This window comes from Pseudomonas sp. GM_Psu_1 (genome assembly GCF_026544185.1).
Classification (GTDB): domain Bacteria; phylum Pseudomonadota; class Gammaproteobacteria; order Pseudomonadales; family Pseudomonadaceae; genus Chryseomonas; species Chryseomonas oryzihabitans.
The window spans coordinates 1-15,642 of sequence record NZ_JALNUX010000012.1; the positions used below are offsets into that span (position 1 = coordinate 1).

12 protein-coding genes and 1 pseudogene are annotated in these 15,642 nt (G+C 58.5%); 7 read left to right on the forward strand and 6 right to left on the reverse strand.

What is annotated here, in order from left to right:
• Positions 1-10: 10 nt before the first annotated feature.
• The gene (locus OXS31_RS18425) at positions 11-157 is read left to right on the forward strand and encodes a universal stress protein (RefSeq protein ID WP_267401382.1); all 147 of its coding nucleotides are present in this window, start codon (positions 11-13) and stop codon (positions 155-157) included.
• A gap of 28 nt (positions 158-185) precedes the next feature.
• On the opposite strand, the gene OXS31_RS18430 is transcribed toward OXS31_RS18425, so the two are convergent.
• Positions 186-1,502 (reverse strand): methyl-accepting chemotaxis protein, encoded by a 1,317-nt coding sequence (locus tag OXS31_RS18430; protein ID WP_267401283.1) that lies wholly within the window; start codon positions 1,500-1,502, stop codon positions 186-188.
• Positions 1,503-2,681: 1,179 nt separating this feature from the next.
• Between OXS31_RS18430 and OXS31_RS18435 the strand changes: the two genes are divergently transcribed.
• Complete coding sequence (locus OXS31_RS18435; protein ID WP_267401285.1) at positions 2,682-4,064, forward strand: sensor domain-containing diguanylate cyclase; 1,383 nt, start codon at positions 2,682-2,684, stop codon at positions 4,062-4,064.
• Between the two features lie 1,313 nt (positions 4,065-5,377).
• Here the strand turns inward: OXS31_RS18435 and OXS31_RS18440 are convergent.
• From OXS31_RS18440 to OXS31_RS18455, 4 genes are all read right to left on the reverse strand, one after another.
• Complete coding sequence (locus OXS31_RS18440; RefSeq protein WP_115946906.1) at positions 5,378-6,541, reverse strand: hypothetical protein; 1,164 nt, start codon at positions 6,539-6,541, stop codon at positions 5,378-5,380.
• Between the two features lie 141 nt (positions 6,542-6,682).
• Positions 6,683-7,147, reverse strand: a complete 465-nt coding sequence (locus OXS31_RS18445) for a hypothetical protein (RefSeq protein ID WP_115946907.1) — start codon at positions 7,145-7,147, stop codon at positions 6,683-6,685.
• 126 nt (positions 7,148-7,273) lie between these two features.
• Positions 7,274-7,540: a hypothetical protein gene (locus tag OXS31_RS18450; protein WP_115946908.1), complete on the reverse strand. Its 267-nt coding sequence runs from the start codon at positions 7,538-7,540 to the stop codon at positions 7,274-7,276.
• 171 nt (positions 7,541-7,711) lie between these two features.
• Complete coding sequence (locus OXS31_RS18455; protein ID WP_115946909.1) at positions 7,712-8,194, reverse strand: hypothetical protein; 483 nt, start codon at positions 8,192-8,194, stop codon at positions 7,712-7,714.
• A gap of 142 nt (positions 8,195-8,336) precedes the next feature.
• Here OXS31_RS18455 and OXS31_RS18460 point away from each other — a divergent pair, with 142 nt between their 5' ends.
• The 5 genes and pseudogenes from OXS31_RS18460 to OXS31_RS18480 all read left to right on the forward strand — a co-directional run bounded on the left by OXS31_RS18460 (position 8,337) and on the right by OXS31_RS18480 (position 13,465).
• Complete coding sequence (locus OXS31_RS18460) at positions 8,337-8,951, forward strand: hypothetical protein (protein WP_258874373.1); 615 nt, start codon at positions 8,337-8,339, stop codon at positions 8,949-8,951.
• Positions 8,952-9,129: 178 nt separating this feature from the next.
• Positions 9,130-9,489, forward strand: a pseudogene (locus OXS31_RS18465) (thermonuclease family protein); the annotation flags it as partial.
• A gap of 262 nt (positions 9,490-9,751) precedes the next feature.
• Positions 9,752-9,853: an excalibur calcium-binding domain-containing protein gene (locus OXS31_RS18470; RefSeq protein ID WP_258874379.1), complete on the forward strand. Its 102-nt coding sequence runs from the start codon at positions 9,752-9,754 to the stop codon at positions 9,851-9,853.
• A 49-nt stretch (positions 9,854-9,902) separates the two neighbouring features.
• The gene (locus tag OXS31_RS18475) at positions 9,903-10,208 is read left to right on the forward strand and encodes a methyl-accepting chemotaxis protein (RefSeq protein ID WP_147302593.1); all 306 of its coding nucleotides are present in this window, start codon (positions 9,903-9,905) and stop codon (positions 10,206-10,208) included.
• A gap of 257 nt (positions 10,209-10,465) precedes the next feature.
• The gene (locus OXS31_RS18480) at positions 10,466-13,465 is read left to right on the forward strand and encodes a type III effector HrpK domain-containing protein (protein ID WP_115946912.1); all 3,000 of its coding nucleotides are present in this window, start codon (positions 10,466-10,468) and stop codon (positions 13,463-13,465) included.
• Positions 13,466-13,768: 303 nt separating this feature from the next.
• Here the strand turns inward: OXS31_RS18480 and OXS31_RS18485 are convergent, their stop codons facing one another.
• On the reverse strand, positions 13,769-15,460 hold the full coding sequence (locus OXS31_RS18485; protein ID WP_267401286.1) for a winged helix-turn-helix domain-containing protein: 1,692 nt from the start codon (positions 15,458-15,460) through the stop codon (positions 13,769-13,771).
• Positions 15,461-15,642: the final 182 nt, after the last annotated feature.

Genomic DNA, 15,642 nt, shown 5'->3' on the forward strand with positions numbered 1-15,642 from the left:
CGAGGAGGCGATTCCCGACCGGGTGCATGCCTCTCGGCCCGACCTGCTGGTGATGGGCGCCTACAGCCATTCCGCCGCCAGGCGCTTCCTGCTGGGCAGCCAGACCTCTCACATGCTGCGTCACACCGACATCACCACCCTGGTACTACGCGCCTGACGCTTAATCAGATGGATACCTTTGACCTTCATGAGTCAAACTGGCTACTAAATCGACCGACAGCGTCCACTACCAACTTCGCTGCATCTTTAATTTCAACAATCACCTCGCCCGCTTGACTTGCTAGCCTCAGGCCTTCCTCTACTTGAACACGGCTAGCTTCCATGTCTTTTACTGCATCTCCAGCCAATATCTGATTTTTATCTACAACGGCGACAATATCGTCAGCCGATTTGCTCGCGCGCGCGGCTAACTGACGAACTTCATCGGCAACAACCGCAAACCCTCTACCCTGCTCTCCCGCCCGGGCCGCCTCAATGGCTGCATTTAGCGCTAGTAGATTAGTTTGCGCGGCGATACCGCTGATCGTTCCAACAATTGAGCTGATGAGCTTTGACTGAGCTCCTAATGCCTCAATGCCATTCGAAGCAGAGCTCACACTTGATGCAATGGCTTTCATCGTTTCGACAGTATCGCTAACCACAGCAGTACCACGTATTGCACTATCGTCCGTGCGCTGAGATATTTCGAACGCCACCTTAGCAGCCTCGGTTACCTCACGCTCCCTTCCAACCTGATCTGTAATAACAGTAGCGAACTTAACAACTTTATATAATTTATTACGGCTGTTTCTTACTGGATTATAGGATGCCTCCAACCATACGACCTGGCCGTTTGCATCTATACGTTTAAATCGACCAGTGACAAACTCGCCTCGATTGAGTCGCTCCCAAAAATTGCGATACTCTACAGAAGACGATTCCTGTGATTCGCAAAAAATTCGATGATGCTGACCTATAACCTGTTCGTATCTGTAGCTCATAGCCTGAAGGAAACGATCATTCGCCGCTATGACGTCACCCGCCAAATCGAATTCAATTACGGCCGTAGACCTAAGAAGCGCCGCGATTACGTCTGAATTCTCTTTAGATTTTTCTACCGCGCTTGTTACGTCAGTTCCAGTAAAATCGACCCTGAGCAGACCACCCTTAAGATCCTTTATCGAATGCCAAGCCCCACGAATCCAAGCGTCGCTTCCGTCGCCTCTACAAAAAAGATAAAGATCACTAGCATGTGAGCACGAATCAATTGCCGAGAAAAGCTTCAGATAAATATCTTGCGTCTTAACATCGCTTGGAATAATAAATCCCAGATCTTTTCCAATCAGATCCTTAGACGAATAGCGCATTATTTCCAAAAAATTTGCGTTGACAGATATCACTTTTTTCTGCGAATCCAAGGAAAGTGTCATAGATTCGGACTCTATGGCATCTACCTTTTGCTCGAGAAGCGCAATCTTCGCAAGCGATTGGCTAAGTGCGGCTTTTATTTTCGAAAGGAACATAAAGAATCCAACCCATAGGGACCTGTCGAAACGGTTTTCGGCTCCTTTTCGTCGGACTTTAGGATCCTTCAGCAGGATTTTTCGAGCATCCGACTAAAGTCTAGGAGCAGACTCGACGCATGGCTTGGTGCTTACCGTTCGGACGGCCCCTCCGACGGTGCCGCATTCCGCTGGATGAGAATATCTCTCGATAAACCAGTCTTTTTTTGCGCGGTAGCAGCTACCCAAAGCGACAGTTAGGGATATCCGTCCGCCCAGCCGTTGGCGGCTTTAGATACCGTCGTATCCAGAAGTCCTGGACCTGAAGGGCTTTCACCTCTCCTACTGCATATCGAGCAAGCTAATAGTCGCAGTGGCCTCGTGGCCAAATGCCGGATCCGGCGATTTGACGGTGGAGTGGCGAAAAACGTGTAGTCGGGCACCTACATACTGGAGGTTTGGCTTAAGTGGTATTCCCACATACCGCTTTGGTAGACGCTCCCCACGGAGCGTTCCAGGTTGATTACTCAACCACTTTCGAGATGGACCTCCAGCAATGCGCTCGCATCACGAGGTGGGGCGCGATGATGCCGCAGGGGGTCAAGATAGCCGACAGCCAGTCGTCAGACGACACAGGGTTACGACTACAGATTACGGCTCGTCAAGGGGAGTGACACTCGACTACAGATTCCGGCAAGAGGAACAGCCGTAGGAAATGAACTCGCCGACCACCCACTTGTTGCCTATCACACCGGACACCGTGAAGATGCCCAGCGTCTTGAAAGCGGGCCGAGTACAGACGCTCCCTTCAACGTCCTGGACAGCTCGCGCATAGCCTCTAGGCGACACCAATTTGTGACAGCGTATTAATGGACACGTAGTCATTCGGATCAACGAGTAGCCAAGGGAAGGCCAGCTACACAATTGCCTCATGACGGACGGTGAATGAAGCAGCAGGACGCTCTCTTACCGTTGCCGCTTTTCAAAGAACTTATAGGACAACGGATTACCTGGTCTTGGTCGCCTCAGGGATCAAATTGACGTACTGGACGGCTACGGCTTCTATTCGGAGTCTGGTTATACTCCGGTAAAATGTGCACGGCGTCGCATTGCGAGGTGAGTGCATAGTTTTAGCAATCCAGAAACGGCGCCCCGCCTATGACAAATGTTGTGCCGCTTAAGCCGTGGGTCCGACATGGAATGCCCCTACTGGCGTTCCTTTTTTTTGTCTTACTCGGTTGGGGAGTGGTCGAGCGGCTCGACGCTGAGATCCGCAAGATGGAGAATGTACGTACTGGCGAGGTTGCCACGACGTTCGCCCTATCGGTGGAAAAGGTCCTCGAGCGGGCACTATCCGCTCCTCGAACCCTGGCAGTCATGGTGTATCAGGGCAAAGGCCAGGTCCCTGACTTTACTGACCTCGCCCGTTTTCTTCTGCCGCTGTACAAGGGTGCCTATGCCCTATCACTGGCACCAGATGCAGTCATTCGCCAGATCGAACCCTTGGATCAAAATCTGCTGGTACGTGACCATGACCTGTGGGAACACCAAGACCGAGACCAGCTGCGCCAGCTTATCAACCATAAGGATTCGCGAGTTCTATTTATGGGGCCATTCAGATTGATCCAAGGTCCTATTGGAGCAATCGGCATGCTTCCGGTATTCCTTCCGGATCCCCAGGGCCAGACGCGTTTCTGGGGTTTTACCGTAGTGACCCTGACTTTCCCGGATGCCCTTGTAGATGCCAACCTCGCTGCCATTGAAGCTCAGGGGTTTGGCTATAGATTGACAGGTGTTGATCCTGAAACCGGTGAGCTAAGGGTATTACAGGAATCGACGGTGCCTACAGTCGACGGTATATGTCGAGAGGTACGGATTGAGGCGACGACCTGGACACTTTGCGTCGCTCCACTGCCCAGGTGGCAAAATCTGGCACGTCGCTATGTTGATTTCTGTCTTGTCGTTCTTGGTAGCGCCTCGTTAGCTTGGCTGGTCCACTCGATACTCGGCCGCCGTGAACGTCGAGCTGAACTTATGCGCCAAGCGCTTTTTGATCCTCTCACTGGCCTGGCTAATCGCAGACTAATGGCAGAGCGGTTGGCAAAGGTCCGAGAGCACGCCAAGAGGCAGGGGACTACCTTTATTGTAGCGCTCTTGGATCTGGATGGTTTCAAGGCCATCAACGATTGCTTCGGTCATGCGCAAGGTGATCAGGTACTGGTCACGACGGCTAAGCGCTTGCTCAAGGAAATCCGTAGATCAGATACGCTAGCACGCTTGGGCGGTGATGAATTTGTATTGATTATGGAAGACGTTCCGGAGCGCGAAGCATACGAGCGGATGCTGGAAAGACTCCTGTGTGTAGTTCGCGAGCCTTTAACGCTTGACGGCGGCGTAGGACAAGTCTTTGCTAGTATTGGCGTTGTGATCAGTGACAACATCCAAGCCGATGATAGCGACAGCATTCTTCGCCAAGCGGATGCTGCCATGTACAGCGCCAAGCGTCTCGGCAAAAATCGCTATGTCTTCGCTGAGGATCTATCCGTGCAGGCAGATGCTTTTCCCTCATCGGCAGACATCTAAAGGAGGGAAATTTGCTTACGGAGCTATGGGTGGTGCCAAACGCTGGCAGGCTTTATCGCGATAGATAGCTCTCACTAAAAACCGTCTTCGCGTCACCCACTTCTTAAATACAGATCGACCATGCGCATTAGCTAGGTCCTCTTGGTAGTTTAGTTCAAGTCCCCCTTTAACAGCTATTTTCCGCGACCTTAAACTATTTGCTCAGTACTCTGCCTAGATTTTCTAATCAATGCTATTCTCCTCTTGCCCTGACTTGACGGACACAAAAATTCTCCTAGCGCCACTCCCCTAGAGTCGCTGGCACAATCGATGCCGTGAGATGGATTGAAGACCTGGACGGACGAGATGGTTGCCCTGCCCGGCGCCGAGAGCGATACCGCTCTGGACGACCGGTGGGGTGACCGTGGCGCGCAAGCGGCATTCCTTTGCCATTGAGCCCTACGATCTCAAGCAGGGCGGCTTCCAGCGCGAAACACTGTTCCGGTGGAGCCCAGAGAGCCTCGCCCTCCTTGGACAGGAGACCGATGCGACCGTCGCCAGTCAGCTAGGGATCACCCGGTGCTCGGTCTACAAGATGCGCGTACAAATGCGCCTTCCACTCGCGAAGTGGGCGCTACGGGTGTACTTCCTACCCTCTGAGGCAGTGACTCTACTGGTAAATTGGGCGACGCCGAGCTAGCTAATCAGTTTGGCATCCCTGGCGATTTGGTTTACCGCGAACGAAAGCGGCGTGGCATTCCAAAGCTGAAGGTCGACCATCCTTCAAGCGAGGCGCTACTGGCTGAGCTGGGTACTGATAGCGACTAGGTAATCGGGTGGAGGCACGGCGCGCACTACAGTAAAGTGAGAGCGCTGCGCCTGAAGCGCCAGATCGTTGCATATAAGCGATCCAGCCACACAAAGATAATCTCCGGCAGCAGCACCACTAACGGTGGCCACGATAGATAGCCAGCCGCAACTCATAGCTGCCCACCGCAGCTCTGTCCGCTTCTACCCGCTCAGAGTCTACTAGCTATCCGAGCTACCGCTACACCCCCCAGCGGCGCCACTCACATCGCGGATATACGGTAGTCAGTGCTCGTTTAGGTGATATCAGACCTCCCTCTGAACAAGCGATCCGAGACCTCTATACTTCGGCAGCTAGCAGTAGCCCTTGCGTTGTCCCTCCCTACCCTCTTCTTTGCCGATACGATCAACTGCCGCGATTGGAAGTGCTTGTCGGGGCAGATTGGTACCGCTTAGGACGGACAGCCCGTAGTTGGATAGGATCGTCGGTTCTCATAGACCTGACGTTTGGGGCGGTTGCATATGGTTCAGGCATCCCTACTGACTTTTAACCATTCAGCCATAGCGCTATCTTCTAACGCGTATTCACCGCGGTTAGCCTTCCAGATCAGCTCCCGCTCACGTAACACTTCGAGCGCCTTCTGCACGTTGGGCTTCGAAGCATTTGGCGCCTCCTGCTTATGTTCGAGCTTGCGGTTGATCGCCTCAAGTGTCTCTGACGAGAACGGTGCAAAGGGTTGCTTGCGCAAGGCCCGATCCGCAATCACCTCCAAGACGGCCCGTTGCAGCGGTGATAGATCGTTGCAGGCGCTCTCGTAGTCGCTCCAGACGCCCTGCTGGTGGTTCAGCGCGCCCTCGCGCAGCAGCTCGCCCAGGTTGCCGGCTTCGCCCAGGATCACACGCGTGTCGGAAAGGAGAGCTGTCAGCATCTCCGGCCGGCGGCCGACTAGCTCGAAGGCATACTCCACGTCCTCAATCGCGAACTGGTTGTGCGCGGCGAGGCTGCCATTCCACAGCTCGGTAACGAACGCAACGTAGTCACGGCCCAGACGGGGGAATTCGGAGACCCGAGCCCCGTAGAAGGGCTGGCCGTTCTTAAGCACCAGGTTGGCCAGCTTGTCTCGGCTGGAGCCGGTGAAGAGCATCCGGACGCCGTCCTCCTCCTCGCCGCTGTTGAGCTGGTCGCGGGCCGCCTTGAGGGCGAACATGGCTGCGACGCCGGCCTCGCTGTTGAGCGCATGCTGAGCTTCGTCGATGATCAGCACGATCATGCGGCCTGATACGGTGCGCAGTACATCCAGTGCCTTCGCCAGGGTGGTACCTGCGGGTAGCTGCGGCCGGGTGAAGTCCCAACTCAGGGTGCGCAGCAGGTTGAGCTTTTCAACGCCGGCCTTCTTGGCCACCTTGCTCAGGCCAGACTCGTATTCAGCCAAGGCCTCGCCGATGGCGCCCGCGATCATGTCGGCGGGATCGGTCTGCTTGTCCGCCCATAGGTCGACATAGACAGCGAGCCAGCCACGGGCTTCGCATGCGGGAATAAGGTCGTTCTTGAGGAAGGTGCTTTTGCCGGTGCGCCGCGGCGCCGCCAGGAAGAGTCCTGAGCTATGATCGTGGAAGGTCTCGCCTGCCAGCTCTCGAACCAATGACTCCGCCAGAGCGGTGCGTTTGAAGAGTGGACGTCTTACGGCCATGGCCAGTATCCCGAAGTATCTGCTTTCGGATAACGTATACCTATGAAGATACTTTAGCTATACCGGCCGGCGCTTATCGTCGCTTGGGAAGTTGCGACAATAGCGCGACGCCTGCGCACACTGACGCGGCGCCCGATGGATCTACTGGCCGGGAGTGTTCTCGTACTCGCCCGACCACTGCCATTCGCGCGGCGCCCCTGCCTCCCGGTAGTTAGCGCCGAGCACGTCTGCAAGGTGAGATGGGGTGCAGGGCGTGTCGTACGTTGGCGCAGCCATCCAGTGCTCCAAGGCACCCTGTAGCTCGGCAAACTCATCGGCGCCGATGCCGTCGAAATCCTCAGGCCGGAAAATATTCCCGTCGACGGCTGTTGGACTGAGGTCTGCGGACAGGAACATCGCAAGAGCACCACCCACCGGCGCAACGAACAGGGACTCACTGTCGACTTTGGCAATGGTGCCGGCCGGCGCCGCAGCGAGGATCGGCGCCATCTGGTTCCAAACCACAAGCAGCTGCTGGAAGGCCGGGTCTTCGGCTCTGGAGTAATAGCGGTGGACGCACAGCTGTAGCGCCAGAGCCGGAGTCGAGGAGGTGTTGGGGGTCTGCATGAGGAAGCTCCGTCAGCATCGTTGAGTGATGCCGACCAACGTCCCATAGGTCTTCAGATACGCAAGCCGCGAGGGGCTCAGCAGCTGGCGCACCAGGGTAGCCTGACTCGCCTACTGCGACCGCTTTCAGATTCCGTCGAACCCCGCGATCCCGGATCTGAAGGGCTTCCACTCTTCCTCCGGTGCACCCAATTTGCAGATAGCCACGGTAACCTTCTGGCCAATGGCCGGGTCCGGCGGTTTGACGGCGAGGTAGCGGTAGGGGGTGTAGTCGGGCACCCACACGCTGGAGCTCTGGCTCCGGTGGTATTCCCAGATACCGTACCCGTTGACGGTACTCACCGAGCGCTCCAGGTTGATTACTCGACCACTTTCAAGATGGATTACCAGCATTGCGCACGCCTCACGAGTTGAGGCGCGATGATACCGCGCAGAGCCGGGATGGCCGGCAGCAGGTCGTCAGGTGACGCAGGGTGCGACTACAGATTACGGCTCGCCGGGCGTTGGGGTACCGCGCCGCCCGGTGCTGGCCGCTATCCGCCAGGCAGCAGGCGTTGCAGACGACTACAGATTCTGGCCGGCGGGACAGGCGTAGGAAAGGAACTTGCCGCCCACCCATTCCTTGCCCATCTCGCCCGGTACCAGGGGGATGCCCAGCGTCGCGAAAACCGGCCGAGCACCGACACATTCCTGGACGTACAGGACGGTGTACGCATAACCCTTGGCGTCCGCGATCTGCGCCAGCTCATTGATGGACACAAAGTGGTCAGACTGGAACGAGTAGTCGAGGCAGGACCAGCCATGGCCATCGATCTTTCGCGGCCGGGCGCCGGGCGCGGCGAACCGCTTGAAGGCGGTGGCCAAGGTGTCGTCCCGGGCAACCCTATCCTTGAAGTCGAGGTAGCACAGGAGCGAACAATTCCCGTACCAGAGCGCCTTAATCTGGAAGCCCTGGCGCCAGTTGACCCAGCCTACCTGGCTGGTGATCTGCGGGCTCCACTTCGGAAGTTGTTCCACCGCGGCTTTGAGCTGTTCAACCGGTACCATGTTCGGGTCTCCATCAGGTGATGGCCTACCCTCTCACCGATCCGGAAAACGCAAGGCTTGCCGTGGTCCGCCTGGTGCCATGCCGCTAGACTGGCTGGTGCTGCAGATGCTGTGAGTTGCGATGAAGACCTGGACGGACGAGATGACTGCCTTGCTGGGCACCGAGAGCGATACCGCCCTGGGCGACCGGTGGGGTATGTCGCGCATGACCGTGGCGCGCAAGCGGCAGTCGCTGGCCGTTGAGCCTTACGACCTGAAGCAGGGCGGCTTCCAGCGCGAGACGCTGTTCCGGTGGAGCCCGGAGAACCTCGCCCTCCTTGGACAGGAACCCGATGCGACCGTCGCCAGGCGGCTCGGCATCAGCCGGCGCGCGGTCTACCTGATGCGCCTGCGCCAGGGCCTGGCCCCGGCGAAGAGGGCGCCGCGGGTGTACAGTCTGCCCCCGGCGGCCGTGCCGCTCTTGGGCAAGTTGCGAGACGCCGAGCTCGCTCACCGGTTCGGGATTCCTGACGACCTGGTGTACCGCGAACGCAAACGGCGCGACATTCCAAAGCTGCAGGACGAAAAGCCGCTGAGCGATGCGCTACTGGCTGATCTGGGCACCGATAGCGATCGAGCGATCGGCCTGAGGCACGGGGTCCACTACAGCAAGGTGAGACAGCTGCGCTTGAAGCGCCAGATCCCCGCGTATAAGCGCCCGAACCGCAAAAAGCTGGCCGCCGGCGGTAGCGCCACTGACGGTGGCCACGGCCGCTAGCCCCACCGCCGCCCATAACCGCCTTCCACGCCTCTGTCCGCTTCTACCCACCCAAGGTCTGCCAGTTATTCGCGCCGCCGCTACACTCCCGAGTCGGCGTCGCTGGCAGTACGGAAACGCGGCAGCGCCCGCCCGGTGATAGCGGACCTCCCCTCTTACAACGGATCTGAGACCTCATATGCTTCGGCAGCTAGCAGTAGCCCTTGCGTTAACCCTCCCTACCCTCTCCCTCGCCGAAACGATCGACTGCCGCGTGGTGGGCGTGCACGACGGTGATACCCTGACGTGCCTCACCACCGCCAAGCAGCAGATCAAGGTCCGGCTTGCGGAAATTGACACCCCGGAGAGCAAACAGCCCTACGGCAACCGCGCCCAGCAATCCTTGGCGGCCATGGTGTTTTCGAAGGATGTCCGCCTGGAGGTGCAAGACACTGACCGTTACGGCCGGCGGGTGGCCCGCGTGTACCAGGGCATTACGGACGTGAATGCCGAGCAGGTGCGCCAGGGCGCCGCGTGGGTCTATCGCCAATACCTGAAGGATCGATCGCTGCTGGACCTGGAGGCGCAGGCTAAGGCGCAGAAACGGGGCCTGTGGGCGCTACCGGAACCAGAGCAGGTACCGCCGTGGGAGTGGCGCCGCGCCGCGCGTGATCAGCGTCAAGGCGCGCAAGCTGGAGAGGGCGAGCCGCCGGCGACAGTGCTGCCGAAGCGAACCACGTCCTTTATCTCAGTTTGGCGGATCGGAGGGCGCCAGCACCGCGGGATCCTTCAGCTGCACACCGCTGAAGGCCTGCAGGCAGATGGCGAGCTGTGCGGAGGCGAAGTATCAGCTGCAGCACTGTGGCAACGGCCGGATCGATGGCGACCACGACGGGGTGCCGTGCGAAGCCATCTGCCGGTAGCTGGTAACTAGCGGGCCCGGATGGGGCCTTCTGCCGGATGCTTCGCGGTATGGGCCGCGATGAGCTGTTCGAGGAGAGCGACGACGTCCGGACGACTGAACAGCTCACGCCCCACGACCGCTGCCGGCTTGAACACGAGGCCGGCCTTGCAGATGTTCCAATCGCTGATCGGCTGGCCGACGGCGACTTCACCCAGCGCATCGACCCTGAAGGCCATGATGAGACCGTCGCCCCTCTGCGCGCCATGGACGGCCTTAACCAGCGTCTGTCGCAGATCATCACCGATGTCCTCAGTGGCTCCGGTACCAAGCTGGGGCCTGCATCACATCCTCACGCTGAGCGCAGCCTAACCTGAGCATACTGTGTGTCTGTTTGCGGCCGTAGAAGCTGGCACCAGCAGAGGCTGGTGCAGCGAGCTCGACAACTCGTAAACGGCTAGCCGGGCAGCCTTAAAGCCTGCGCCTCTGAGCGATTTCACAGCACTTCACACCTCTCGCCCACCGATCTGCCCGATGCTTAACCGTGAAATTTGCCGGCAGAGAGGGCACGTCGCCACGTGCTCCCGCGTAGTTCCTGCTTTAGCACTTACTACTAACCAGAAGGAGCCTGAGCATGTCTTTAACAGTCAACAACGTGTCCACGGCTGATTCCACGGGCGGGTCCAATGCCTTGTGGGGCGATTCGGTAGAGCGGGCCAAGGCCAAGGAAGCCGGCATTGAGTGGGAACGTTCCGAAGGTGATAACCGCTCCGCTCAGGACATCATCAATGACACGCCACTGCTGAAAAACCTGGGTAACCAGAGCGGCGTCAAAGACAAGCTCAAGGAGCGAGTGGGCGACTTCGAACATGATGCTGACGCGGCCTACCGTGCCAAGCAGGTCCTCGAACATATCGAAGTGATGGACGAAAGTGGTGGACGCCTCGCCGGCAAAGACGTGAACAACGGTCGGGTGGACGGCTTCACCAAGAGCGGCGAGGCCAAGCACGGTACGGAAGCGGGCCGCCTGCAGGACTTCGGCAAGTACGGTTTTGGCGACCTGAAGGGTGAGCTAAAGCATATCGAAGCCGTGGGCGACGACTCGGCCGCCAAAGAAGCGGGCGAAGCCGCAGGTATTGTGTGGCAGCGCCCTGAAGGCGATGAGCGTTCCGCCCAAGACATCATCAACAACAATCCGCTGTTGAAAAATCTGGGCAACCAGAGCGGCGTCAAGGACCGACTCAAAGAGCAGGTTGGCGACTTCGAAAACGACGCCGACGCGGCCTTCCGCGCCGCCCAGGTGATGGACCGTATCGTCAGTTACGATGAGAACGGTAAGCTGCTGACGGGCAACACGGTCTCTAACAGCAGTGTCGACGGGTTCACCAAGAGTGGCGAAGCCAAGCACGGGACCGAAGCTGGTCGCCTTCAGGACTTCGGCAAGTACGGGTTCTCGGCGCTACCCAAGGCGCAGGCCGCTTCCGACATCGCCAGCTACAAGGATTTTCTCAAGGCCAACCCAAAGGCCGATGAGGGTTCCAAGAAGATTGCGCAGTATGCTGCCATCCTCGATCAGCAGTACGACGTGATCCGCGCCAAGACGGGCAACGAGGGCACCCTCACCGAGCAGGATCTCAAGAACTACCTTAAGGACAATCCTCCTGCCAGCAAGGAGGAAAAGGAAGCGCTGACCTTCTGGTCGCAAAGGGGCGCATTCAAGCTGCTGGACACTGCCAGTAATCCCCTAGCCAAATCGGCCGATGGCAAAATCAACCGCGCCGACTTGCAGAGCTGGTTGAAGACTCAGGCTCCTTCCGACGCGACCGGGCTCGCGAGCCTGCTGTCCAGCGTGGTGTCGGGCAACCTTACCAGCAAGGTCGATACCAGCAAGCTCGACAAGGACGTGTTCGAGCACCCGGAAAGATACACCGCAGAAGAAAAAGCGGCCGTGCTGCTGGACCTTCAGAACGCGCAGAAACTGGTGGTGGACGGTGCGAATGCCGGCATGTGGGGCGATGATTACGGCAAGGTCTCGATTGCCAATCGTTCGGGTGCCTTCTGGGAGCCGGACAAGGTGTTGCAGGACATCAATGACCACATCAGCCTGTTGCAGAAAGACCCGGACACGGCTGAGTTCCTCGAAAAGAGCAGCGCGGACGCCATGAAGTCGCTGTTCGACACCACGCCGGGCCTCAAGGATGCGGTCACCAAAACCTACGAGGATCAGATCAAGTCCGGAAAAGCCCTGGACGTGGCCTGGGACGCCGCTACCAAGGACGGCAAGACCGATCAGACTGCCGCGCTGACCAGCTTCTACGCTACCGCGCAAAGCCTGCAGTCGATGCTGGGCATCAACAGCGCGGCAGATATCCAAGGCGCAGTGGGCAAGTCCTCGCATGGCGACGCGTTGAAGACCTATTACAAAGATTCCCTGGCGTCGGGGGAGCGCCTGCGCGAACTGCTCAAGACTAATACGCCGGAAGCGGCCGCCAGCGCCTTCAGCATGGAAGTTGCGCTTTACAACGCCACGCTGGATCCGAAGTTCACCGCCGAGCTGGACAAGCAGCTCAACGACAACTTCTCCACCATTGCCCAGGAAAACCTGTTTAAGGGCGCCACCTTCGACGACATGAAAGCCGCCTTCGGCAAGAATGGTGGCGACGAACTGGACGAAGACAAGGTGCGCACGCTGATCGACCAGATGCGCAAGGAATCCCCTGAACTGCTGATGAACAAGGACGGCACGGTCGCTACCACTGACCAAGTGCTGTCGGGCTTCCGGGGCAATTGGGACATGTTCCGCCAGGGCACCAAGGCACTGGACAAAATGGGCTCGCTGGCCGACTTCGACCTCAGTGGCAATGCCAAGGGTGCCTACGACAGCGGCACACTGCACGGCGTGAGCGGCCTGTTCCTGGCCGGTATGACCATCGCCCGCGGCGCGCAGAGCGGCGGCAAGCTGACAGACCGCAACATCGTCGACATCTCCACCGGTTCGGTACAGGCGGCGACCGTGCTCACTGAGGGTGGCACCAAGGCCTACCAGCAATACCTTGATACCGCCATCAAGAACGGTGAGCAGTCCCTGACCGACATGAAAAACGGCAAGCTGCCCAGTGACCTGCTCGACCAGATAAAGGACAACGTCAAGGACGGCAAAAATTACAAGGTGGTGGCCAAGAAGTTCGAGGAAGGCGCCAAGGGCTTGGGTGGGTTGGCAGGCATTGCGGTGGGAGCCTATGGCATTTTTGACGGTGTGGCCGCCATCCGGCGCGGTGATCCGCTCACTGGTGGCTTTGGCGTTACCGCGGGCTCTCTGGGTGTGCTTGCCGGTGCTGCGTCGTCCGTGGAAGGGACCTTGGGCCTGATCGGCGCCAACCTGCCACGCTTCCTGCCGGCCCTGGCCAGCGCTGCGGGAGTTCTGGGCTTCCTGGGAGCTGGCGTCGCCGTACTAGGCGCGATAATTCCAGGGCTGGTTAGAGAAGGCCAGCAGCAAGCAAAAGCTGATGACTTCGGGCAAGTACTGGGCGACAGCCTGGAGCGCTACGCTGTGGATGGCGTTAAGGACGGCACTATCGACGACATTCCCACGAGGGACTGGCCGGGGGGCGAGGACTCAACCGTGGCGTCTTGACAAAGTCTTTAACGCTCAGCCTCTAATGCGATCAACCTGGCGATCAGGTTGATCGCGCTCATCTATTAACTCGACAGCGCGCTCATTACGCCTACCCTCGCTTTCCCAGCAATCATTGGTAGGGAGGCGAGGTGTGACCTGCCAGATGCCGCCTGCACTGACGTATCAAAGTTACCGCTCACCGAGCGTGAGACCAATGACATGGATCCAGCCCCGCTGCGCAGTGAAGCATACTGGACTACAGGAAGATTATCGTCGGCGTTTCCCAATCGCGGCGAGCCGACGCGCTGGTCGCGGCTCGGCTCATCTAGCCCGAGCTGCAGCGACAGTCAGATGGGGCGGGTGGCTATCTCGTTCTCGGGGCACCGGCAGGCCGAGTACCGCGTGACTCAGTTCATGGCCTACCGCTGGATCGCCTTGGACGGAGCAGGCCCAGGTCAAAGCCGAGCGCACGGTATCGCTTTCAGCTCCATAGACGCGTTGCCACAGCTCGGGAGCAACCTGCTGCATATGACTCGCAGTTAGTCTCACCACATCCATGGCAAAGGCGGCGCGCCGACTTTGCAGCGTGGCCATCAAGCCGGTCTGTTCAAGGAGTTCGCGGGAAAAGATGCGCTGGCTATGCAGTAGGCGATACAGCCGTTTGGTAGAGTCGGACTGGACGATGAGCATGGATTTCTCCACCAGGCTATCGATTAGCGGCAGATGTTGCTGGGCGAAGCCAAATTCGTCGGCTATCACAGATCGTGCCGCGTCCAGGGTAAAGCTACCGTCGAACACCGACAGCAGCTGCAGCATTCGTTGCTCATCCTCGTCGAGAGCGGCATAGGCTAGACTGAGCGCGGCTCTCAGAGAACGATGCCGTGGTGCTGCTGTGCGCAGGCCCTTCATCTCAAGGCGATAATCGGTTTTCACCAGGATCGCCACCTGCTGCATGCCAAAGGCGAGCATGCGATTGGCCGCTATCTCAATATCTAGCGGCACGCCATCCATCGAGCGGCATATGGCCACGGCCGCCCGCAGATCCTCGGGCTTGATCTCATAGAGCAGGTCCTGGGCACGAACCCGCTCGATCAGCAATTGCAGCGAATGGTAACCCAGCGCCTCCTCGAGGCAGCCTACATCACGTGGCGGAACCGGTAGTGGCAAAAGACGTTCGACGCGCTCGCCCCGGGTGCGCAGTGGTTCCCGACTGGTAGCGATTACCGTGCAGCCAGGCGCCCAATGTGTCAGATGGTCGACAAACATCGCAGCGGGCTCAAGCAGCGGATCGCAGTTGTCGAGCACAAGTAGCAGGTTGCGGTTGCTTAGGTGCTGGACTATGGAATCGAAATCTACCGTTGCCGGGAGATTTAGCACCTGCGCCAGAGCGTGCGCGAGGCCTTCTTCCGGCTCCACCCTGGCCAGGTCAAGATAGCAGACCCCATCACTAATGCGCCTCCCGACCTCGTTTGCGAGGGCGACAGCAAGGGTGCTCTTGCCGATCCCCACCGGGCCTACCAGGGAGAGCAGAGAGCCCGGGGCAAGCTGCTCGTCGAGCCGGTCTAGGATTTGTGTGCGTCCTAAGGGGGCGGTGACCAAACTGGGTAGGCGACCAGTTTGCAGATCGTGGGAATCGGTCTGAACCTCTTCCTCCCCGCCGGTGGCGGAAGCCGTGAAACAGTAACCCCTTCCGGGAATGTTCACGATGTACTCGGCACCATCATCTTCGCGTAACGCCCTTCGCAATGCGGCGATCTGCGCCCGCAGATTGCATTCCTCCACCACTAGCTTCGGCCAAGCACAGGCGATCAGCTCCGCTTTCTCCAGCACTTCCCCTGGACGCTCGGCGAAAGCTATCAGCAGATCAAGAGCGCGGCTGCCAACCACAATGGGAACTTCGTTACGAAGGAGTAGGCGCTGTTTTCGATGGAGACTGAAGCAGCCAAAGCGGAAGGTATCAACAAGCGAAGACGGTCGGGCACTTGGCTGCTTAGCGTGAAAGATCGAATTCATGCCTAGGCTCCTGACATTGGAAATGACGGCATTGGGGGCCCGAGACCTCATCGCTCGCTTATCGATGATCGCCACTGTTGGACAGGCGTTATCGATACGGGCAGAACTGCAATCGGATGTGGAACAGAAAGGCCGGCTCAAGCGTTTTGTTGTTAGCGCCATCAGAAACTCATTGGAGGAAG

What these genes read in the sequence shown, in the direction of transcription:
- OXS31_RS18440 (WP_115946906.1), bottom strand. Translation starts at nt 6,541, where the DNA reads ATGGCCGTAAGACGTCCACTCTTCAAACGCACCGCTCTGGCGGAGTCA.
- OXS31_RS18480 (WP_115946912.1), top strand. Translation starts at nt 10,466, where the DNA reads ATGTCTTTAACAGTCAACAACGTGTCCACGGCTGATTCCACGGGCGGG.
- OXS31_RS18430 (WP_267401283.1), bottom strand. Translation starts at nt 1,502, where the DNA reads ATGTTCCTTTCGAAAATAAAAGCCGCACTTAGCCAATCGCTTGCGAAG.
- OXS31_RS18455 (WP_115946909.1), bottom strand. Translation starts at nt 8,194, where the DNA reads ATGGTACCGGTTGAACAGCTCAAAGCCGCGGTGGAACAACTTCCGAAG.
- OXS31_RS18470 (WP_258874379.1), top strand. Translation starts at nt 9,752, where the DNA reads ATGGCGAGCTGTGCGGAGGCGAAGTATCAGCTGCAGCACTGTGGCAAC.
- OXS31_RS18445 (WP_115946907.1), bottom strand. Translation starts at nt 7,147, where the DNA reads ATGCAGACCCCCAACACCTCCTCGACTCCGGCTCTGGCGCTACAGCTG.
- OXS31_RS18475 (WP_147302593.1), top strand. Translation starts at nt 9,903, where the DNA reads ATGGGCCGCGATGAGCTGTTCGAGGAGAGCGACGACGTCCGGACGACT.
- OXS31_RS18460 (WP_258874373.1), top strand. Translation starts at nt 8,337, where the DNA reads ATGACTGCCTTGCTGGGCACCGAGAGCGATACCGCCCTGGGCGACCGG.
- OXS31_RS18485 (WP_267401286.1), bottom strand. Translation starts at nt 15,460, where the DNA reads ATGAATTCGATCTTTCACGCTAAGCAGCCAAGTGCCCGACCGTCTTCG.
- OXS31_RS18450 (WP_115946908.1), bottom strand. Translation starts at nt 7,540, where the DNA reads ATGCTGGTAATCCATCTTGAAAGTGGTCGAGTAATCAACCTGGAGCGC.
- OXS31_RS18435 (WP_267401285.1), top strand. Translation starts at nt 2,682, where the DNA reads ATGCCCCTACTGGCGTTCCTTTTTTTTGTCTTACTCGGTTGGGGAGTG.